The sequence below is a fragment of the Pseudomonas sp. P4_C4 genome (assembly GCF_056402055.1).
In genome coordinates this window covers 73745-94941 of record NZ_JBFUID010000004.1, presented here as the reverse complement: position 1 = coordinate 94941, position 21197 = coordinate 73745, and the positions used below count along the sequence as shown (strand labels likewise).

The 21197-nt window shown below is 59.7% G+C and carries 15 protein-coding genes; 12 read left to right on the top strand and 3 right to left on the bottom strand.

What is annotated here, in order from left to right:
• Positions 1-60: 60 nt before the first annotated feature.
• Entirely contained in the window at positions 61-801 is a 741-nt protein-coding gene (locus AC1DXW_RS04335; protein WP_477753020.1) for a double zinc ribbon domain-containing protein, read from the bottom strand.
• A gap of 93 nt (positions 802-894) precedes the next feature.
• Between AC1DXW_RS04335 and bioB the strand changes: the two genes are divergently transcribed.
• The 7 genes from bioB to AC1DXW_RS04300 all read left to right on the top strand — a co-directional run bounded on the left by bioB (position 895) and on the right by AC1DXW_RS04300 (position 8011).
• A complete protein-coding gene (gene bioB, locus AC1DXW_RS04330) occupies positions 895-1950 on the top strand; it encodes a biotin synthase BioB (RefSeq protein WP_095944924.1) in 1056 nt (351 codons plus the stop codon).
• Positions 1951-2122: 172 nt separating this feature from the next.
• Positions 2123-3301 carry an 8-amino-7-oxononanoate synthase gene (gene bioF, locus AC1DXW_RS04325; protein ID WP_477753019.1) on the top strand — a complete coding sequence of 393 codons (1179 nt, stop codon included), beginning with the start codon at positions 2123-2125 and terminating at the stop codon, positions 3299-3301.
• A complete protein-coding gene (locus AC1DXW_RS04320) occupies positions 3294-4025 on the top strand; it encodes an alpha/beta fold hydrolase (protein ID WP_477753018.1) in 732 nt (243 codons plus the stop codon). The genes bioF and AC1DXW_RS04320 overlap by 8 nt, the downstream gene beginning before the upstream one ends.
• Positions 4018-4830 carry a malonyl-ACP O-methyltransferase BioC gene (bioC, locus tag AC1DXW_RS04315; protein WP_477753017.1) on the top strand — a complete coding sequence of 271 codons (813 nt, stop codon included), beginning with the start codon at positions 4018-4020 and terminating at the stop codon, positions 4828-4830. The genes AC1DXW_RS04320 and bioC overlap by 8 nt, the downstream gene beginning before the upstream one ends.
• Positions 4827-5507 (top strand): dethiobiotin synthase, encoded by a 681-nt coding sequence (gene bioD / locus AC1DXW_RS04310; protein WP_007982063.1) that lies wholly within the window; start codon positions 4827-4829, stop codon positions 5505-5507. The genes bioC and bioD overlap by 4 nt, the downstream gene beginning before the upstream one ends.
• Positions 5508-5630: 123 nt before the next feature.
• Positions 5631-5927, top strand: coding sequence for a pyrroloquinoline quinone biosynthesis protein PqqE (locus AC1DXW_RS04305; RefSeq protein WP_477753016.1), 297 nt, complete (start codon positions 5631-5633; stop codon positions 5925-5927).
• Between the two features lie 278 nt (positions 5928-6205).
• Complete coding sequence (locus AC1DXW_RS04300) at positions 6206-8011, top strand: phenylacyl-CoA dehydrogenase (protein ID WP_008051571.1); 1806 nt, start codon at positions 6206-6208, stop codon at positions 8009-8011.
• An 82-nt stretch (positions 8012-8093) separates the two neighbouring features.
• On the opposite strand, the gene AC1DXW_RS04295 is transcribed toward AC1DXW_RS04300, so the two are convergent.
• Complete coding sequence (locus AC1DXW_RS04295) at positions 8094-9881, bottom strand: hypothetical protein (protein ID WP_477753015.1); 1788 nt, start codon at positions 9879-9881, stop codon at positions 8094-8096.
• A 1109-nt stretch (positions 9882-10990) separates the two neighbouring features.
• Here AC1DXW_RS04295 and AC1DXW_RS04290 point away from each other — a divergent pair.
• The 4 genes from AC1DXW_RS04290 to AC1DXW_RS04275 all read left to right on the top strand — a co-directional run bounded on the left by AC1DXW_RS04290 (position 10991) and on the right by AC1DXW_RS04275 (position 18469).
• Positions 10991-13150 (top strand): cytochrome-c peroxidase, encoded by a 2160-nt coding sequence (locus AC1DXW_RS04290; protein WP_477759788.1) that lies wholly within the window; start codon positions 10991-10993, stop codon positions 13148-13150.
• 170 nt (positions 13151-13320) lie between these two features.
• Positions 13321-14595, top strand: a complete 1275-nt coding sequence (locus AC1DXW_RS04285) for a GGDEF domain-containing protein (protein WP_477753041.1) — start codon at positions 13321-13323, stop codon at positions 14593-14595.
• An 85-nt stretch (positions 14596-14680) separates the two neighbouring features.
• Positions 14681-16477: an acyl-CoA dehydrogenase C-terminal domain-containing protein gene (locus tag AC1DXW_RS04280; protein WP_477759787.1), complete on the top strand. Its 1797-nt coding sequence runs from the start codon at positions 14681-14683 to the stop codon at positions 16475-16477.
• A 213-nt stretch (positions 16478-16690) separates the two neighbouring features.
• Positions 16691-18469, top strand: coding sequence for an acyl-CoA dehydrogenase C-terminal domain-containing protein (locus AC1DXW_RS04275; RefSeq protein WP_477753012.1), 1779 nt, complete (start codon positions 16691-16693; stop codon positions 18467-18469).
• 227 nt (positions 18470-18696) lie between these two features.
• Here the strand turns inward: AC1DXW_RS04275 and AC1DXW_RS04270 are convergent, their stop codons facing one another.
• Complete coding sequence (locus AC1DXW_RS04270) at positions 18697-19626, bottom strand: LysR family transcriptional regulator (RefSeq protein WP_477753011.1); 930 nt, start codon at positions 19624-19626, stop codon at positions 18697-18699.
• Positions 19627-19795: 169 nt separating this feature from the next.
• Between AC1DXW_RS04270 and AC1DXW_RS04265 the strand changes: the two genes are divergently transcribed.
• Positions 19796-21079 (top strand): aspartate aminotransferase family protein, encoded by a 1284-nt coding sequence (locus AC1DXW_RS04265; protein WP_477759786.1) that lies wholly within the window; start codon positions 19796-19798, stop codon positions 21077-21079.
• Positions 21080-21197 lie beyond the last annotated feature (118 nt).

Genomic DNA, 21197 nt, shown 5'->3' with positions numbered 1-21197 from the left:
AAGTCGCTTTGGGTGGTGACGATGGTGAGGACGTTGGCCGCTTGGGTCGCGCGAGTCAAGTCAGGGGGTCTCACCGGGTTTTGGTGTGCGGGCCAGGCAATAGACGTCGACCCTCGCCGCACCGGCGTCCATCAGCAGGCGAGCCAGGGCCTGGGCCGTGGCGTCGGTGGTCAGGACGTCGTCGATCAGGGCCAGGTGTTGGCCTTTGACGACGACGCCGGACGCCAGGGCAAAAGCGTTACGCAGGTTCTTTCGGCGGGCTTCGGCGTTCAAGGCCTGTTGGGCATCGGTGTCCTGGGTTCGTAGCAGCAGTCGTTCGTCGCAAGGGATATCGAGACTCGTACCCAGCCACTGAGCCAGCATCGCCGCCTGATTGAACCCTCGCTGGCGCAGGCGTCGGTTGGCCAGCGGCACCGGGATCAGTACATCGGGTCGCTGCAGATCGTCATCGAAGCGATGTTGCAGGTATTGAGCGAGAAGTTCGGCGAGCAGGCGGCCAAACGGCCACTTCGCGTTGTGTTTGAAGCGGGTGATCAGGCCGTCTACCGGGAAGCTGTAGGTCCAGGGGGCAATCACTTGTTCGAATGCCGGTGGCTGCTTCAAGCAATGGCCGCAGGTCAGTCCCGCCGCCGGGAGCGGCAGGGCGCAGGTCTGGCAGTGATCGCCGAGCCAGGGCAACTCGGTTTCGCAGGCCGTGCAGACAGGGTAGATGCCGTCGGCCGTTTCATCGCACAAAAGACATGTTTGATTGTTTTTTGACCAGATGTAAACCTGGCCTTCGTATCGCGGTTGACAGCGCATCGCTCTTCCTTAAATATGCCGAAACATCTGTGAAGCGGCTGTGACATTCCATTACCCAGCCGCATGCCAAAGCATAATTCAAAGGAAACGCCCATGAGCGCCAGCACCACTGCAACCCTGCGTCATGACTGGACTTTGGCCGAAGTCAAAGCACTCTTCGTTCAGCCATTCAACGACCTGTTGTTCCAGGCGCAGACGGTGCACCGTGCGCATTTCGACGCCAACCGCGTCCAGGTGTCGACCCTGTTGTCGATCAAAACCGGCGCTTGCCCGGAAGATTGCAAATATTGTCCGCAGTCCGGTCACTACAACACCGGCCTGGAAAAAGAAAAGCTGATGGAAGTGCAGAAGGTCCTCGAAGAGGCCGCCCGCGCCAAGGCCATCGGTTCGACCCGCTTCTGCATGGGCGCGGCGTGGAAGCACCCGTCGGCCAAGGACATGCCATACGTGCTGAAGATGGTCGAAGGTGTGAAAGCCCTGGGCCTGGAAACCTGCATGACCCTCGGTCGCCTGGATCAGGATCAGACCGAAGCGCTGGCCAAGGCCGGTCTCGACTACTACAACCACAACCTCGATACGTCGCCGGAGTTCTACGGCAGCATCATCACCACCCGCACCTACAGCGAGCGCCTGCAAACCCTGGCGTATGTACGTGAGTCGGGGATGAAGATCTGTTCCGGCGGCATTCTCGGCATGGGTGAGTCGCTGGACGACCGCGCCAATCTGCTGATCCAGCTGGCCAACCTGCCCGAGCATCCGGAGTCGGTGCCGATCAACATGCTGGTGAAAGTCGCCGGCACGCCGCTGGAAAATGCCGACGACGTCGACCCGTTCGACTTCATCCGCATGCTCGCCGTCGCGCGCATCCTGATGCCGCAATCCCACGTGCGCCTGTCCGCCGGCCGCGAAGCCATGAACGAACAGATGCAGGCCCTGGCGTTCTTCGCCGGTGCCAACTCGATTTTCTACGGCGAAAAACTGCTGACCACCGCGAACCCGCAGGCCGACAAGGACATGCAACTGTTCTCGCGTCTGGGCATCCTGCCGGAAGCTCGCGAAGAGCACGCCGACGAAGTGCATCAGGCGGCTATCGAACAGGCTCTGGTGGAGCAGAAGAGCAGCGAGCAGTTTTATAACGCGGCCGTCTGAAATTTGCTCCGGTTCCTCTGAGGGAATGCAACCCCCCTGTAGGAGCTAGCTTGCTCGCGAAGGCGTCAGGTCAGTCGACATGAATGTTGAATGTTAAGGCCTCATCGCGGGCAAGCCCGCTCCCACAGGGATCGTATTTACTTCGATTTTTATGATCTGACCCGAGGCCTGCATGTCTTTCGATCTCGCCGCACGCCTTGCTGCCCGTCGTGCCGAAAACCTCTATCGCCAGCGTCCGCTGCTCGAAAGCCCGCAGGGGCCGCAAGTGGTGGTCGATGGCCAGCCGTTGCTGGCGTTCTGTAGCAACGACTACCTGGGCCTGGCCAATCACCCGCAAGTGATCGAAGCCTGGCGCGCCGGCGCTTTGAAGTGGGGTGTGGGCGGAGGGGCGTCACATCTGGTCATCGGCCATAGCGCCCCGCACCATGCCCTGGAAGAAGCATTGGCCGACTTGACCGGTCGCCCTCGCGCGTTGCTGTTCACCACCGGCTACATGGCCAACCTCGGCGCGGTCACGGCGCTGGTGGGGCAGGGCGATACGGTGCTCGAAGACCGGCTCAATCATGCGTCGCTGCTCGACGCGGGGCTGCTGTCCGGCGCGCGGTTCAATCGTTATCTGCACAACGACCCGGTGAGCCTGGCCAAGCGCCTGGAAAAAGCCACCGGCAATACACTGGTGGTCACCGACGGCGTGTTCAGCATGGACGGCGATATCGCCGACTTGCCAGCGCTTGCCCGAGAGGCCAAAGCCAAAGGCGCCTGGTTGATGGTCGACGATGCCCATGGTTTTGGACCGCTGGGCGCCAACGGTGGCGGCATCGTCGAACATTTCGGTTTGAGCCAGGATGACGTTCCGGTGCTGGTCGGCACCCTCGGCAAAGCGTTCGGTACGGCGGGTGCCTTTGTGGCTGGCAGCGAAGAGCTGATCGAAAGCCTGATCCAGTTCGCCCGGCCCTACATCTACACCACCAGCCAGCCACCTGCGCTGGCTTGCGCCACGTTGAAAAGCCTGGAACTGCTGCGCAGTGAACACTGGCGCCGCGAGCATTTGCAGGCGCTGATCCGCCAGTTCCGCCACGGCGCCGAACAGATTGGCCTGGAACTCATGGACAGCTTCACGCCGATCCAGCCGATCATGATCGGCGACGCCGGGCGCGCGGTGCGCCTTTCGCAAATGCTGCGCGAACGCGGGTTGATGGTGACCGCAATTCGCCCGCCGACCGTACCCGCCGGCAGCGCCCGACTGCGGGTCACGCTGACGGCTGCCCACAGTGAGGCCCAGGTACAGCTATTGTTAAACGGACTGGCCGATTGTTTTCAACAACTGAAGCCGGAGCCAAGCCATGCGTGATCGTCTGATTCTGCTGCCCGGCTGGGGCCTTGGCGTTTCACCGCTGGAGCCTTTGGCGGCGGCCTTGCGAGGTCTGGATGAACATCTGCGCGTCGAGATCGAGCCATTGCCGGAGCTGGAGTCGAGCGATCTTGAAGAGTGGCTCGATGAGCTTGACTCGACCTTGCCGCAAGATGCCTGGCTTGGCGGTTGGTCGTTGGGCGGCATGCTCGCTTGCGAGTTGGCGGCCCGGCGTGGCGATCGCTGTTGTGGTGTTTTCACCCTGGCCAGCAATGTTTCTTTTGTCGCTCATGAACAATGGTCAAGCGCCATGTCCGGGGAAACCTTCGATGCGTTTCTGGCGGGATGTGCAGCCGATCCTCGTGCGACATTGAAACGCTTTTCATTGCTCTGCGCCCAAGGCGCCGAAGACCCGCGCGGATTGTCGCGGTTGTTGCTCGGTGGCGCACCGAACACCGTCGCGCCGGTGCTGCTCAGTGGTCTGCAAGTGCTCGCGCAACTGGATACACGACAGGCTTTGCAATCGTTCCGCGGTCCGCAACTGCATTTGTTCGCCGGCCTCGACGGGTTGGTGCCGGTGGAAGCGGCGGGCGAGTTGTTGGCATTGCTGCCGGATGTCGAAGTCGGTCTGATTGAACAGGCCGGTCACGCGTTTCTTCTGGAGGATCCCCACGGGGTAGCGGGGGCGATCCAGGCCTTTTTGCATGAGTCCGGCGATGACTGATTTATCTCTTCCCAAACTGCCCGGCGGCTTGCCTGACAAGCGCCAGGTAGCAGCCTCTTTCTCCCGTGCGGCGACAAGCTACGACAGCGTGGCCGAATTGCAACGTGATGTCGGTAGCCAATTGCTCAGGCGCCTGCCGCAGGGCTTCGTACCGCAGCGTTGGCTGGATCTGGGCTGTGGCACCGGGCATTTCAGTCGTGCGCTGGATGAGCAATTTGCGGGCAGTCACGGTGTGGCGCTGGACATTGCCGAAGGCATGCTCGACCACGCCCGGCCATTGGGCGGTGCCACGCACTTCGTGGCCGGCGATGCCGAGCGATTGCCACTGCAGGATTCGACCTGCGACCTGATCTTCTCCAGCCTGGCGGTGCAGTGGTGCGCGGACTTCGCCTCGGTGCTCGGTGAAGCCTTTCGGGTGCTGAAACCGGGTGGCATTTTCGCGTTTGCTAGTCTGTGTGCAGGGACATTGTTTGAATTGCGCGACAGCTGGCGGCAGGTCGACGGTATGGTGCACGTCAATCGCTTCCGGGAGTTTGGTGTGTATCAACAGCTGTGTGCAGCCAGTGGGTTACATGTCGTCAGTCTGCAAAATGAACCGCACGTGCTGCATTACCCGGATGTGCGCAGCCTGACCCATGAGCTCAAGGCGCTGGGCGCGCACAACCTCAATCCCGGTCGACCGGGTGGCTTGACCGGCCGGGCGCGGATTTTGGGTCTGATTGAGGCTTATGAGCAGTTTCGTCAGTCCCAGGGACTGCCGGCGACTTATCAAGTGGTGTACGCCGTATTGGAGAAACCCTTATGAGCGCAGCCTATTTCATCGCCGGCACGGATACCGATGTCGGTAAAACCACGGTCGCTGCGGGGCTGCTGCATGCGGCGCGTTCGGCGGGTTTGAGCACGGCGGCGGGCAAACCGGTCGCGTCCGGTTGCGATGTGACACCCAAGGGCCTGCGCAACGCCGATGCGCTGGCCTTGCTGGCGGAGTGTTCGCTGCCGCTGACGTATGCACAGGTCAACCCGGTGGCCTTTGAACCTGCGATTGCACCGCATCTGGCGGCTCGAGAGGCGGGCGTGGCGCTGACGGTGCAGTCGTTGCTGGCGCCGATGCGGCAGATTCTGGGCATGCAGGCGGACTTCACCCTGATCGAAGGCGCTGGCGGCTGGCGCGTGCCGTTGGCGGATCAGGACAATCTGTCGGATCTCGCCATCGCGTTGCAGTTGCCGGTGATTCTGGTGGTCGGCGTGCGACTGGGGTGTATCAGCCATGCCTTGCTGACCGCCGAAGCGATTGCCCGGGACGGTTTGCAACTGGCGGGATGGGTGGCCAACATCATCGACCCGAAAACCTCGCGGCTGGAAGAAAACCTGGCCACCCTTGCCGAGCGCCTCCCGGCACCGTGCCTGGGACGTGTACCTAAACTCAAGGCCGTCACGGCCGAAGCAGTGGCCGAGCACTTGCAACTGGACCTGTTGGACTGACGTTTTTGCAATGCGGCTTTTGCCTATGATAAGGCACTGTGCCATTAGTGTTTTTGTCGGGTGTTTTGCCGGCCACTCTGCTTCAATGGCCGCTGTTGATCCTTTGAAAGGACGAGTTTTCCCATGGAAATCTCAGGAAACACCGCTTTTTATGCAGGTTGGAGCACCCTTCAGGCAGGGCAGAACCGTGTCGATCAAGCCGCCGGGCAGATCGCCAACATGACGATCGAGCGATCGGTCACCAGCCAGTCCTCCGAGGCGCAGGTCGATCGTCTGCGATCGGTTGATCGCAGCCAGCAATCGGACCTGAGCAGCAACGTGGTCGAAATGGCCCAAGGCAAGATTCAGGCAGAGCTGGGCGTGAAAGTCGCCAAGGCAGCCGACGAAGTGCTCGGGACGTTGATCGATACCTACGCTTGATTCTTTAAAGAGTCCGCACCCTCCAGCGCCGCGCCTGTTCGCGGCGTTTTTCTGCGTAAGTCTTTCTTGCTCAACTAATCTTTTCAGTGTGGCGGGCTGCTTCGAAAGCGCGGCTGCGTTGTCGTGTGCCTGTGTGTCCAAACCTGCGATGACGAACGGCAAAAGATCGACGCTTGACAAGATTTGGGCGTAAACGTATGTTTCAAACAACTGTTTGATCGCAACAACAAATCAATGCGGTCGTTCATTCCCGGTTACATCAGCAGAGGTTTATCGCTATGCCTGACTACAAGGCCCCCTTGCGTGATATTCGCTTCGTTCGTGACGAGCTGCTCGGCTACGAAGCGCACTATCAGAGCCTTCCGGCTTGTGCCGACGCAACTCCGGACATGGTTGACGCCATTCTCGAGGAAGGCGCCAAGTTTTGTGAGCAGGTACTGGCTCCGCTGAACCGTGTGGGCGACATCGAGGGTTGCACCTGGAGCGAGTCCGGCGTCAAGACCCCGACTGGCTTCAAGGAAGCCTACAAGCAATTCGTCGAAGGTGGCTGGCCGAGCCTGGCTCATGACGTAGAGCACGGCGGCCAAGGCCTGCCGGAGTCCCTGGGTCTGGCGATCAGCGAAATGGTTGGCGAGTCCAACTGGTCGTGGGGCATGTACCCAGGCCTGTCGCACGGTGCGATGAACACCATCTCCGAGCACGGTACCCCTGAGCAGCAAGAGGCTTACCTGACCAAGCTGGTTTCCGGCGAGTGGACCGGCACCATGTGCCTGACCGAGCCGCACTGCGGCACCGACCTTGGCATGCTGCGCACCAAGGCCGAGCCTCAGGCCGACGGTTCCTACAAAGTCTCCGGCACCAAGATCTTCATCTCAGCCGGTGAACACGACATGGCCGATAACATCGTCCACATCGTACTGGCCCGCCTGCCGGATGCACCGGCCGGGACCAAAGGCATCTCCCTGTTTATCGTGCCGAAGTTCATGCCGAACGCTGATGGCTCGGTTGGCGCGCGTAATGCTGTGTCTTGCGGTTCCCTGGAACACAAGATGGGCATTCACGGCAACGCCACCTGCGTGATGAACTTCGACGGTGCCACCGGTTTTCTGATCGGCCCGGCGAACAAAGGCCTGAACTGCATGTTCACCTTCATGAACACCGCACGTCTGGGTACCGCACTGCAAGGTCTGGCCCACGCTGAAGTGGGTTTCCAGGGCGGCCTGAAATACGCTCGCGACCGTCTGCAAATGCGCTCGCTGACTGGCCCGAAAGCACCGGACAAAGCCGCTGACCCGATCATCGTCCACCCTGACGTGCGCCGCATGCTGTTGACCATGAAGGCATTCGCCGAAGGCAACCGTGCGATGGTTTACTTCACCGCCAAGCAAGTCGACATCGTCAAGTACGGTGTGGACGAGGAAGAGAAGAAGAAAGCCGACGCACTGCTGGCTTTCATGACGCCAATCGCCAAAGCCTTCATGACCGAAGTCGGTTTCGAATCGGCCAACCACGGCGTGCAGATCTACGGCGGCCACGGCTTCATCGCCGAGTGGGGCATGGAGCAGAACGTCCGCGACAGCCGCATCTCGATGCTGTACGAAGGCACCACTGGTATCCAGGCTCTCGACCTGCTGGGCCGAAAAGTGCTGATGACCCAAGGCGAGGCTCTGAAGGGCTTCACCAAGATCGTCCACAAGTTCTGCCAGACCAACGAAGGCAACGAAGCGGTTCAAGAGTTCGTCGCTCCGCTGGCTGCACTGAACAAGGAATGGGGCGAACTGACCATGAAGGTCGGCATGGCCGCCATGAAAGATCGCGAAGAAGTCGGCGCGGCCTCCGTGGACTACCTGATGTACTCCGGTTACGCCTGCCTGGCCTACTTCTGGGCTGACATGGCGCGCCTGGCTGCCGAGAAACTGGCTGCCGGCACTTCCGAAGAGGCGTTCTACACCGCCAAGCTGCAGACAGCGCGCTTCTACTTCCAGCGCATCCTGCCGCGTACCCGCACTCACGTCGCAACCATGCTGTCGGGCGCCAACAACCTGATGGACATGAAAGAAGAGAACTTCGACCTGGGCTACTAATAAGCCTTAACGCAGTCCTTCAAAAAAAACCGCCGCTTCCTCCGGGAGCGGCGGTTTTTTTTGCGCTGTGGTCAGGCCTTGCTCACCATGGCGTAGGGTCCAGAGGGCCGACGCCAGTCGGGGTGCCCACGCCTTCTCCGTTACGTATGAACGGCAGGTGCCAGAAGTCGTTCGGGACGACGGGATCGCCAGGCTTGACGCCTTCCGGAAAGATGAACTCGAACACCGGCGCCACATACTGTCCGGCAATCAGTCCATTGGCGACGGTCAGCCTGCCCGCGTTCTGGATGCAACTGTCCACGCCTGGCTGGGACAAGCTTAGCTGTGGAACGCAAAGTGACCGCGCAACGACGCGCAAGGTACGTGTCGGCTGGCTAAGTAGCCCGGTGGGCGCTTTGGTCGCGCGTAATCTGGCGCGTTGTGGCTGAGGGCCCGTGTTCTGTGTGGTAATACCGCCCGAGGCTCCCAGGCAACTGGCCGCAAGGCCCAGCCCAGAGTTGCATTCACCCGTCATCTCATAGGGTGTAATCCAGCGATTGGTTTGCACACCCGTCGATGGATTGACATCTATCAGATAGATGTCGACCGGGGTCTTGATGTCGGTGGTCGAGGCTTCAAGGAAAATCCGGTCCTGCGTCTCCTGGGCTACTCCGCTGATGGCCGTTGCGGCCGGGTCGGCCGTACCAATGCCAAATTCCCCGATAGCCAGGTAGCTGGGCTGCGAACCAGGCTGAGTGTAGATCCCGACATTCGCCTCGATCGTGTGTGCAGAGATGAAGTCCGGGAGGCCCGTTGTTGCTGACTTGAACAGAGTACCGGACCAGCTGATGAAGTCGCCGACTTCGAAGGGGGCCTGTTGTGTCGGGTCGGGGTCTGTCGCCGTGCGTGTAGCATCGCTGAATCTCTTCATGACGTACTGGCTGCAATAGACCTGCCCCACCGCTGGACCCGAGAGCTCTCCACTGGCCGGAGGCGTGACGCCGGCCTGGCTGAAGTTGCGGCAGTTGTTGGTCGTGGTCGGGGTGACCACTTGTGGTCGGTTTTTCTGTGGGCAGAGCGCATCGTCCCCGGAAATCGTGCGCGGCACGCACATCGGGTAGCCGGTGGCAGCATGGATGGTCGGGTTGGCATCATCGACGGAGAAGCGTGGGTCGGGGCTTTGGGCACGGCCAAAACGTCCAGTCGGATCGTTGATCTGAATGATCGTGGGTTGCGTCGGGTTCCCGCTGTCAACTTCGAGGTTGCCGTTGGTGTAGTCGATCCGGGTGATGACACCGCTGCCCGCATTGACTGATTGCTGGGAGACAAAGATCAGCCCGGCAATTTGCTTGTTGGAGACAGTATTACCCACCACATGGATCTCGAACGAGGGGTAGGCTGCCGGTGATTTTCCGAGCGCCAGGGTTCCACCCCTGACGAAGTCGGCCCAGGTCAGGGTATTGGCCGGCATCTGCATAACGGTGTTGCAAGGGACAACAATCGTGACGCCGTTCAACTGGACGGTCCCCCCAAAGCGGCCCGGGTCGCTGGTATTGGGGCAATTCGCATTGGTGGTGTCCAGGGTCATGTTTTGGATAAAACCGGTAACGTCAAACCCATGAATCGCAGTCGGGTTTGTAAAAATCGGATCGGGCAGTGTGGGTGTCGTGAACGGCGAGGGCAAACCCGGGGGCTTGGCAGTCCCGCCACCGCCGCCGCCACCGCCGCCACCGCCAGCTCCGTTTTTGGCAAATGCATCTCCACCACCACCAATGGCCAGTGCGACAGCGACGGCACTGGCGAGCAGAGCATGGCGACTGAAGATGCCGTTGAATCGCTTGTGAGGCAGCAGCGGTATGGCGAGCGTTTTTTCGAACAAAGATAAGCTCATGGCTCACTCCAGAATCTTGCAGGACCAATTGCCGGCCGATCGAGATCGCGGATCTGCTGATGCGCTGAATCCTGCGCAAGAAAAACGCAAAGCCGTGAGTGTCGAATTGGGGCTCGATCCGGAGGGATAAGTGCCTGTGTACGGTCGTCACTTGCCGTTCGGATGCTTTCACCTGCGTTGCGTTGGCCGGTTACGAACGCAAACGCGAGAGACATTTCCTTGAGCCTGAGGGGTACATAGCAGTAGTCGTGCCTGATTGGTTCAGTTGCCTTGTTAGCCAGCAAAAATGCGGGCTGCGCTGATGTTGGTGATATACATATAGTTATATGTTATGTGGTTAACACCGAAGTGGGTGGGGATATATGCCCAAGTTTGAGTGTTATTAAAGGCTCTAGTAAGTGTGTCTCCTTTAGTGGTAGTTGAGAAGTATTGTCTGTTAAATACTACTAAAGTCGCAGGTGTGCAAAGGGGGGAAGAGGGTGGAGAGAAAATAGTCGTGTATGGGAGGTATAAATGAAAAAACAATAGCTAACGCAGTGCAACTTGCGCACGAATGGATTTTATATGTCTGATGGATGTTTTTATTGGCTGGCGATGCGGGTCTACAGGTGTTTTTTTAAAGTGCTGCTTACACCGCGGTGTTTGGACCAGCAAATACTCTGCCAGCTTCAAAAAAAACGCAGTCTGGTTGCCTGATGCCCTTTAAATTCTGGCTTTTAGAGGTCGTCGCTGATCGCTTGGTGCGGGCTGATTGGGGAATGGCACCCAATAATGGGGTGAAGTTTAACCAGAACTGAGGAATAGTGCGCAGTTGCTGTTGTTATTGGTAGGTTTTCTTGATTTGGATTAAATAAAAATATAGAAAGTTTCATGTTTAATTTTTTTGTTGCGGCTAGAGTTGCATCAAGCGCTATCCAGTAGCGCGAAATGTCATTTTTTCAAAAGGCCTGAGCCACGAGAGTGCTTTGCCAGTTAAGTCTCGCTTTGTCCATGCAACTTCAAGTTGGTGTGGTTACTCGAGCGAGCAGCAAGATTCATGGCGATGAGCTCATCTCGCAACAGGGCAACCGCGGAGCCTGACTACTCCGTACTGAATCGGGAACGTCGTCATGTTTAAGTATTTGAGCCTCTTTCGAACCACCGGCTTGCCCCGTGCAATGGTGATGACACTCTTCGCCATTGGCCTGCCCGTCATGAACGTTTGGGCCGCCGACCCGGTCGAGGTCGTTCCGGCCGTACCGGAAGTGCCGGTCGTTCCGGACGTGCCCAGCCTGCAGTCGCTGCGCGGCATGACTCCACCCGACCCTTCAGGAACCGAAGGCGGGCGCAAGGTCGACCTGATGACCGACTACGTGCTCAATCGCTCGGCGGCAGTGCTCCTGGGCAAGGCACTGTTCTGGGACATGGAGATCGGCAGTGACGGCTCCACCGCTTGCGCATCCTGCCACTTCCACGCGGGTGTCGATCATCGCACCACCAACCAGATCAACCCGGGCCAGGCGAATACCAACGCGAACGTCTCGTCGATCTTCAACAAGCCGTTTACCGCGTCGGATATTCCGGGCGACGTGCCGAGCTACACCACCAGGTCCGGTGGCAAGGGCGGCCCGAACTACCTGCTGAAGAAAAGCGACTTCCCGACCCACGTGCTGGCCGATCCGCTGGATCGCAACTCGGCGATTGTCTATTCAAGCGATGATGTGATCGGCTCCCAAGGCGTGTTCGACGCCAACTTCGTCAAGCCCAATCAGTCGCGGTTCGACAAGTGCATTCAGCAACCGGACGGTATCTTCCAGGTGGGCGGTATCAATGTTCGCCGTAGCACCGGGCGTAACGCACCGACGGTGATCAACGCTGCGTTCAACGTGCGCAACTTCTGGGATGGCCGGGCCAACAACGTATTCAACGGTTTCTCACCGTTCGGCAATCGCGACCCTGACGCCGGGATTTTCGTGACCAGCGATCGCAGTGGCGTGGCGACCAAAGTCAGGCTGGCGCTCAAGGATGCTTCCGCCGCCTCGCAAGCGGTAGGGCCGCCCGGCAGCCCGGTGGAAATGTCCTGCGGCGGGCGTACCTTCGCCGACATCGGCCGGCGCATGCTCGACACCTTGATGCTCAAGCAGCAACGGATCTCGTCCACCGATTCGGTACTCGGGCCGATATCCGGTGGTCATCGGCCGACCTACCGTGAACTGATCAAGAACGCGTTCCAGCCGCGCCTGTGGAATGCCACGCAGCAGGTCTCGCTGGGCGGTGCGCCATACACCCAGATGGAGGCGAACTTCCCGCTGTTCTTCGGGCTGGCGATCCAGATGTATGAATCCACGCTGATCTCGGACCAGGCGCCGCTGGATGCCTATTTACAGGGCGATCACACAGCCATGAATAACCAGCAGGTCCAAGGCATGGAACTTTTCCTGGGCAAGGGTAAGTGCATCAGTTGCCACGGCGGCGCGGAATTGACCAACGCCGGCAGCCGTTTGCTGTTCCATCCTCAGGAACGGATCGAACGCATGGTCATGGCCGACAACCTGATCACGCTGTATGACAACGGCTTCTACAACACCGGGGTGCGTCCAACGTCGGAGGACCTGGCGCTCGGTGGCTCGGATGCGTGGGGCAATCCGTTGTCTTTCACCCGTGAGTACAACACCGTACTCCAGGGCGGCCAGATCCCTGACCCACTGGAAGTCGATGTGTGCACCTTCGAAGCGCCTTTGAGCCCCGCCATCCCTTGTGACGCGACGCTCAAGCCCAATGTCGGTTTCCGCGATGCGGTCGATGGCGCCTTCAAGACACCGACCTTGCGCAATATCGCGTTGACCGGGCCGTATTTCCACAACGGCAGTCGCGCAACGCTGCAACAGGTGATGGAGTTCTACAACCGCGGCGGCGACCGGCGTGGCGAAGATGCCAGCAACACCAGCGGCTTTGAGCATCCGGCGGTCAATCAGCACAACGGCTCCAATCTTGATCCGGACATCACCCGTCTGAGCCTGGCCCCGGATGAAGTGGATGCACTGGTCAAGTTCATGGAAGTCGGGCTGACCGATCCACGGGTCGCGTGGGAACGGGCGCCGTTTGACCATCCGTCGCTGGTGCTGGCACAGGGTGAAAAGGGTGATGAAAATTCCGTCGGGCAAAAACCGGCGAGTCCGAAGATTACTACCCGGCAAGCGAAGGATGCCGAAATCGAGCTCAGACCGATCGGTGCTGAAGGTCGCACAGCGCTGGAAGGGCCGCTGCAACCGTTCAACAACGACCTGTAACCGTATTGCCCCTTGCGTCACTGGCGGCCGATGGACGCCAGTGACGACCTTTTACAAATACCTCAGTATTTCACTCAGCAAATCGGGTTTTCTGCCGTTAAAGGGGGTGGGCACATTGCCATCTATTGATCTGACGGGTCGGAGCTTTACCCTTGCTGCGTTCTTCCGCTATGCGTTTCAGCCATTTCCTGCCGTCATTACTGCTGTTGCTGGCGGGGCTTGCGGCTGCATACATCAAGGATCTGAACGTCTTCTTCACCTCGTTGTTCAACGTGCTGCCCACCCTGGTGCTGTTGCTCGGTGGTGCCTATTGCGCGGTGTACCGACGCCAGCGTGAACTGTTTCTGATGGTCACGGTGTACATCGCCTACTTCCTGCTCGACACCCAGACTGACTATTACCGCGACAACGGCAAGGTGCGTGACGATGCCGCCGTGGTCTTTCATTTGTGTTGCCTGCTGCTGCCGCTGCTGTTTGGCATCTTCGCGGCGTGGCAGGAGCGTACCCATCTGTTCCAGGACATGGTGGCGCGTTTCGCAGTATTGCTGGCGGTGGGCAGCGTGACGCTGGGGCTTGAGCAAAGCTATCCGCACGCGCTGCTGATCTGGCTGTCGGAGATTCGCTGGCCTGCCTTGCATGGCGCCTGGATGAGCCTGATCCAGTTGTCCTATCCGGTGTTCATTGCTGCGTTCCTGCTGCTGGCCTGGCAATACTGGCGCAACCCGCGACCGCTGCATGCCGCGCAATTGGTGGGGCTACTCGGGTTGTTCTGGATGTTGCCGAAAACCTTCATCCTGCCGTTCACGCTGAACATCATGTGCAGCCAGGTGATGCTGATGATCGCCGCTGCCGTTGCCCACGAAGCCTATCAAATGGCCTTCCGCGACGAACTGACCGGACTGCCGGGCCGTCGTGCGCTGAATGAACGCATGCACCGGTTGGGGCGCAACTACGTGTTGGCCATGAGCGACGTCGACCACTTCAAGAAATTCAACGACACCCACGGCCACGACGTCGGTGACCAAGTGCTACGGCTGGTGGCCAGCAAGCTGTCGAAAATCGGCGGTGGCGGTAAGGCGTATCGCTATGGCGGCGAGGAATTTGCCCTGGTGTTTGCAGGCAAGACCCTCGAAGAGTGCCTGCCGCACCTGGAAGTCCTCCGCGAGTCCATCGCCACTTACAACATTCAACTGCGCAATCAGGAAAATCGCCCGCAGGACGATCATCAGGGGCGCCAGCGGCGTGCCGGTTCCGGGGCATCGAGTGTGTCGGTGACGGTCAGTATCGGCGTTGCCGAGCGGATCGATCAACGCGCCCCGGAAGAGGTGCTCAAGTCCGCTGACCAGGCGCTCTACAACGCCAAGGGCGCGGGGCGCAACTGCGTGATGGCGTTCGGGCAGAACCGCCGTGGCGCCGTGCGCATGGACGCCGCTACGGTTGAGTGATGATGGCGCATTCAGCGAGCGCAAAGTGATTGTGAGGCGTGGTCGGCAGCAGTAGGTTGGAGAAATCTGCCGACGGAGAATGACCATGCCCGAGTACAAAGCTCCCTTGCGCGACATGCGCTTTCTGATCGACCACGTCTTCGACTTTCACAGTAACTACGCCACGCTGGGAGCCACCGATGCCAGCCCGGACATGGTCAATGCGATCCTCGAAGAAGGGGCGAAGTTCTGCGAAAACGTGCTGTCGCCGCTCAATCGCAGCGGCGATGAAGAAGGCTGCCATTTCGACAACGGCGTGGTCACCACGCCGGCGGGCTTCAAGCAGGCATTCGCCCAATATGTCGAGGGCGGCTGGCATGGCCTGGCGGCGGATCCGCTTTACGGCGGTCAAGGGTTGCCGATCTCTCTGGGCCTGGTGATCAGCGAGATGGTGGGTTCCAGCAACACCTCATGGGGCATGTACCCCGGCCTGACCCACGGAGCCATGTCGGCGATCCACGCCCATGGCACCGAGGCGCAGAAGCAGACCTATTTGAAGAAGCTTACCGCTGGCCAATGGACCGGCACCATGTGCCTGACCGAAGCCCATTGCGGCACCGACCTGGGCATCATCAAGACTCGCGCCGTGCCTGCGGCTGATGGCAGCTATGCGATCTCCGGCAGCAAGATATTCATCTCCGCCGGCGAGCACGACATGAGCGCCAACATCATTCACCTGGTGCTGGCCAAGTTGCCGGACGCGCCGGCCGGGACCAAAGGCATTTCGCTGTTCATCGTGCCCAAGTTCCTGCCTGATGCGTCGGGCGAAGCGGGCGAGCGCAACGGTGTGTCCTGCGGCTCGATCGAACACAAGATGGGCATCAAGGCCTCGGCTACCTGCGTGCTGAATTTCGACGAGGCCAAGGGCTTCCTGATCGGTGAGCCGAACAAGGGCCTCAACTGCATGTTCACCATGATGAACCACGCGCGGCTGGGCACTGGCATGCAAGGGCTGTGTCTGGGGGAGGCGAGCTTCCAGGGCGCGATCAAATACGCCAACGACCGTTTGCAGATGCGCGCGCTGACCGGCCCGAAAGCCCCGGAAAAAGCCGCCGACCCGATCATCGTGCACCCTGATGTGCGGCGGATGTTGCTGACCATGAAAGCCTTCAACGAGGGCAACCGCGCGCTGACCTACTTCACCGCGCAGTTGCTCGACGTTGCACACCTGAGCGCGGACGAAACGGCGCGTCAGGATGCCGAAGACCTGCTGGCGTTCCTCACACCGATCTGCAAAGCCTTCATGACCGACACCGGGCTGGAGGTGACCAACCACGGCATGCAGGTGTTTGGCGGCCACGGGTTCATTCGCGAATGGGGTATGGAGCAACTGGTACGCGACTGCCGGATCGCGCCGATCTATGAGGGCACCAACGGCATTCAGGCGCTGGACTTGCTCGGGCGTAAGGTACTCGGCAGCCAGGGCAAGCTGCTGCGCGGTTTCACCAAAATCGTCCACAAGTTCTGCGCGGCGAACGCCGAGCACCCACAACTGGCCGGGTACGTGGCGCAGCTCAATCAACTGAACCAGCAGTGGGGTGAATTGACCACCAGGGTCGGCATGGCGGCGATGAAGAACCCTGACGAAGTCGGTGCCGCGTCGGTGGATTACCTGATGTACAGCGGTTACATCATCCTCGGCTACCTGTGGTTGCGCATGGCGCTGGTGGCTCAGGCGCAACTCGATGCTGGAAGCGACGATGGCGATTTCTGCCGGGGCAAACTGGCGACCAGCGAGTTTTACTTCAAGCGTCTGTTGCCACGCACTGCCGCTCATCGGGCGGCTATAGAGGCGGGTAGCGATTGCCTTATGCAACTGCCAGCGGAGTTGTTCGCGCTTTAATTAATTTTCAATCCTTAAAAGATCGCAGCCTTCGGCAGCTCCTACCTTAATTGGCGTAGGAGCTGCCGGAGGCTGCGATCTTTTTGGCGTGACTAAAAATAACAAAAACGTCACAGACTGACCCTATGTGTCGCAAAAGTTGTTGAGGTACACTCCGACCCAACGAAAACACTCTTCCTGTGAATTACCTGTATAGATCTTGCGAGGTTTGCCATGGCTGACTACAAAGCGCCCCTGCGCGATATGCGCTTCGTCCTCAATGAAGTTTTCGAGGTCGCCAAACTCTGGGCCGAACTGCCTGCACTGGCTGAAACCATCGATGCAGAAACGCTCGAAGCCATCCTGGAAGAAGCCGGCAAAGTCACCAGTAAAAGCATCGCACCGCTGAGCCGTGCCGCTGACGAAGAAGGTTGCCATTGGGCGGACGGTGCCGTCACCACGCCGGCAGGTTTCCCACAGGCCTATCAGACCTATGCTGAAGGCGGCTGGGTCGGTGTCGGTGGCGATCCGTCCTACGGCGGCATGGGCATGCCCAAAGCCGTTTCGGCCCAAGTCGAAGAAATGGTCAACTCCGCCAGCCTGTCATTCGGTCTGTATCCGATGCTGACCGCCGGCGCTTGCCTGTCGATCAACGCCCACGCCAGCGAAGCGCTGAAAGCCGCGTACCTGCCGAACATGTACGCCGGCATCTGGGCCGGTTCCATGTGCCTGACCGAGCCACACGCTGGTACTGACCTTGGGATCATCCGTACCAAGGCCGAGCCTCAGGCCGACGGTTCCTACAAGGTCAGCGGCACCAAGATCTTCATCACCGGTGGCGAACACGACCTGACCGAAAACATCATCCATCTGGTGCTGGCCAAGCTGCCGGATGCACCGGCGGGGCCGAAAGGCATTTCGCTGTTCCTGGTACCCAAGTTCATGGTCAATGCCGATGGCAGCCTGGGCGCGCGCAACCCGGCCAACTGCGGTTCGATCGAGCACAAGATGGGCATCCAGGCGTCCGCGACCTGCGTGATGAACTTCGATGAAGCCGTGGGTTACCTGGTCGGCGAGCCAAACAAAGGCCTGGCGGCGATGTTCACCATGATGAACTACGAGCGACTGGGCGTCGGTATCCAGGGCCTGGCCACTGGCGAGCGTTCGTACCAGAACGCCGTGGAATACGCCCGTGACCGTCTGCAAAGCCGTGCGCCAACTGGCGCGCAGAACAAGGACAAAGTGGCTGACCCGATCATCGTCCACCCGGACGTGCGTCGCATGCTGCTGACCATGAAGGCCTCGAACGAAGGTGGTCGTGCGTTCTCCACCTACGTGGCGATGCAACTGGACACCGCCAAGTTCAGCGAAGATGCCGCCACCCGCAAGCGTGCGGAAGACCTGGTTGCGTTGCTCACCCCGGTGGCCAAGGCGTTCCTGACTGACCTCGGCCTGGAAACCACCGTACACGGCCAGCAAGTCTTTGGCGGCCACGGTTACATCCGTGAGTGGGGCCAGGAGCAACTGGTGCGCGACGTGCGCATCACCCAGATCTATGAAGGCACCAACGGCATTCAGGCACTGGACCTGGTCGGGCGCAAGATCGTGGGTAGCGGCGGGGCGTTCTACAACCTGTTCGCCGACGAGATTCGTCACTTCACGGCGACCGCCAGCACGGACCTCGCCGAGTTCACCAAGCCACTGAACGACGCAGTGACCACCCTCGATGAACTGACCGCGTGGTTGCTTGACCGTGCGAAGAGCAATCCGAACGAAATCGGCGCGGCGTCGGTCGAGTATCTGCAGGTTTTCGGTTACGTGGCGTACGCCTACATGTGGGCTCTGATGGCCAAGGCGGCTTTCGGCAAGGAAGCGCAAGACGATTTCTATGCCAGCAAACTGGGCACGGCGCGGTTCTATTTTGCCCGCCTGCTGCCGCGCATTCACTCCTTGAGCGCGTCGGTGAAGGCCGGTAGCGAATCGTTGTTCCTGCTGGATGCAGGACAATTCTGATGAAGTAACGTTATGTAAGCATTCTCTTACATAACGTGCTGCTGTTCTCCCATAGATACAAATTGGATCCACAGCTAATCTACTTCTCATGGACGTAGCGCAGGAAGCGCAAAGCAACAACAGGGACACGTAGGATTCTGCCAGGACGGCGGAGTGAAATGGATGTCAGGGAAACAGTCTGCAAAGCCCCGCTTCGGCGGGGTTTTCTTTTGCCCAAAGAAAAGTTTCTAGCCCCGCCCATCCAGAGCCTGCGCGCTGTTCAAGCGCCCATCCGGGCCGTTTATCACCTCTTCCAGCAATGTCCGCAGCAAAGCCAGCGAGGCCTGCTGCCGTTGCACATCCCGACACACCAAACCGACTTTCAGCGGCACTCGTGGTTCGCTCAGGGGTTTCCACAGCAGTTCGTGGTTGCCATGAATCTTTTGCGAGCGTCCGGGCAGCACCGTCGCCAGGCGCGTGTGCGGCAGGCTGTCGAGGATGCCGGCCATGTTGTTCAGTTCGGCTTGCACCTGTGGGCGACGTCCCAGGCTTGTCAGCTGTGCCTGCCAGATCTGCCTGATCTGAAATTCCTCGCCCAGCAGCAACATCGGCAGTTCGGCGGCCTGACTCATGGACACTTTCTTGAATTCACGCAGCGGATGCTCTGCCGGGATGACCAGTGTCAGTTCATCTTCGTACAGCATCACGCCATGCAAGCCAGGCTGGCGGGGCGGCAGGTAGCCGATGCCGATATCCAGAGAACCGTTGAGCAGTCGCCGCTCGATTTCCAGCCCGGTCAGTTCATAGATCTGCACCACCAGATGCGGCTGCGCCTTGCGCACCCGTTCGAGCATCTGCGGAACGAGGCTGGTATGCACCGTCTGCAATACACCGATGGCCAGGGTGCGTAGCGCCTGACCTTTGAAGTTGCCGAGCGCTTCCCGTGCCCGTTGCAGGCCATCGAGCAAAGGCAGGGCGTGGTTGTACAGCGTGTGGGCCGCGAGGGTCGGCAACAGGCGCTTGCTGCTGCGCTCGAACAGGCCCACATCGAGGTTTTGCTCGAGGTGGCGGATTTGCTGGGACAGCGCCGGCTGGGAGATGGACAGGCGCTCGGCGGCCCGGCCCACGTGGCCTTCTTCATAGACCGCGACGAAATAACGCAGTTGTTTGAAATCCATAAGTAATACTTATCGAAAATGCTGGGAAATCGAAATGGCTGAACACCTCGCCTGAGCCTAGTCTAACCGCATTTACAGGGCTTACAGGGCCACAGAGCGCGATGAATACCCTTTGCTTCGATGGTATTTACATAGGTAAGGCAAAAAACCTCATCAGAGGTTTTTTCAGATGAATCTGTTCAGTCTGCGCCGCAGTCCTCCCAGTCTTGATGATCTGGTCATGGACGCCTCCCTGCCATCCCAAGGCGATAACCTTTCCAGCGAGTACTTGATGCCCAGTGTCGAGCGGCCGAAACAGGTGTTTGTGCGTGGCCAGGGTTCATGGTTGTGGGACAGCGATGACCGTGCGTACCTGGATTTTTCCCAGGGCGGCGGGGCCAACAGCCTTGGTCATAGTCCTTCGGTTCTGGTCAACGCAATCACTGCACAGGCTCAGTCGCTGATCAATCCGGGTTTCGGCCTGCACAACCGCGGCATGCTCAGCCTCGCCGAACGTTTGTGTGCCAGCACCGGCAGTGATCAGGCCTACCTGCTCAATACCGGCAGCGAAGCCTGTGAGGCGGCGATCAAACTGGCGCGCAAATGGGGGCAACAGCATCGCGGCGGTGCGTCGCGAATCATTGTGGCCAACAACGGTTGCCATGGCCGCAGCATGGGGACGATTTCTGCGTCGGACAGTTCGACACTGACCAACCGATTCGAGCCGCAATTGCCAGGCTTCAGTCGTGTTCCTTTCAATGACCTGCCAGCGTTGCATGCGGCCGTGGATGAACGGACCGTAGCGATCATGCTCGAGCCGATCCAGAACGAAGCCGGCGTGATCCCGGCCACCGCGCACTACCTCAAGGGCGTCGAACGCTTGTGCCGTGAACTCGGCATTTTGCTGATCTTCGACGAAGTGCAAACCGGCATCGGCCGTTGTGGCACCTTGCTCGCGGAACAGATCTTCGGTGTAACGGCGGATATCGTCGTGCTCGGCAAAGGGTTGGGCGGCGGCGTGCCATTGGCCGCGCTGCTGGCGCGGGGCAAGGCTTGCTGTTTCGACATTGGCGAGGTGACAGGCACTCATCACGGTAATGCGTTGATGGCCGCGGCGGGACTCTCGGTGCTCGATACCGTGCAAGACAAGGCTTTCCTCAAGCACGTCGCAGAAGCCGGTCAACACCTGCGTGAAGGCTTGGAGCGGTTGGCCAATCGTTACGATCACGGCGAGTTGCGCGGACAAGGGCTGCTTTGGGGGCTGACGCTGTCGGACGATTCCGCTGACGCGGTGGTCAAGGCCGCACTGTACGAAGGCTTGCTGCTCAATGCCCCGCAACCCGACTGCCTGCGCTTTACCCCAGCGCTGAATGTCAGCAACGCCAATATCGATGAAATGCTCCTGCGCCTGGCGCGCGCCTTCTCCCGAGTACGCACCGCGCAATTGCAGTGCCGCAAAGGGATTGCCGTCTGATCAGACGCGCCCTGCACACATTCCAGAACCGTCTCGCGGTAATACGCACGCCCCACGCCCGATACTTTTGGCGTGGGGCGTTTTTTTGTCTGCGAAACTCAACGAAGGGGCGGAGCTT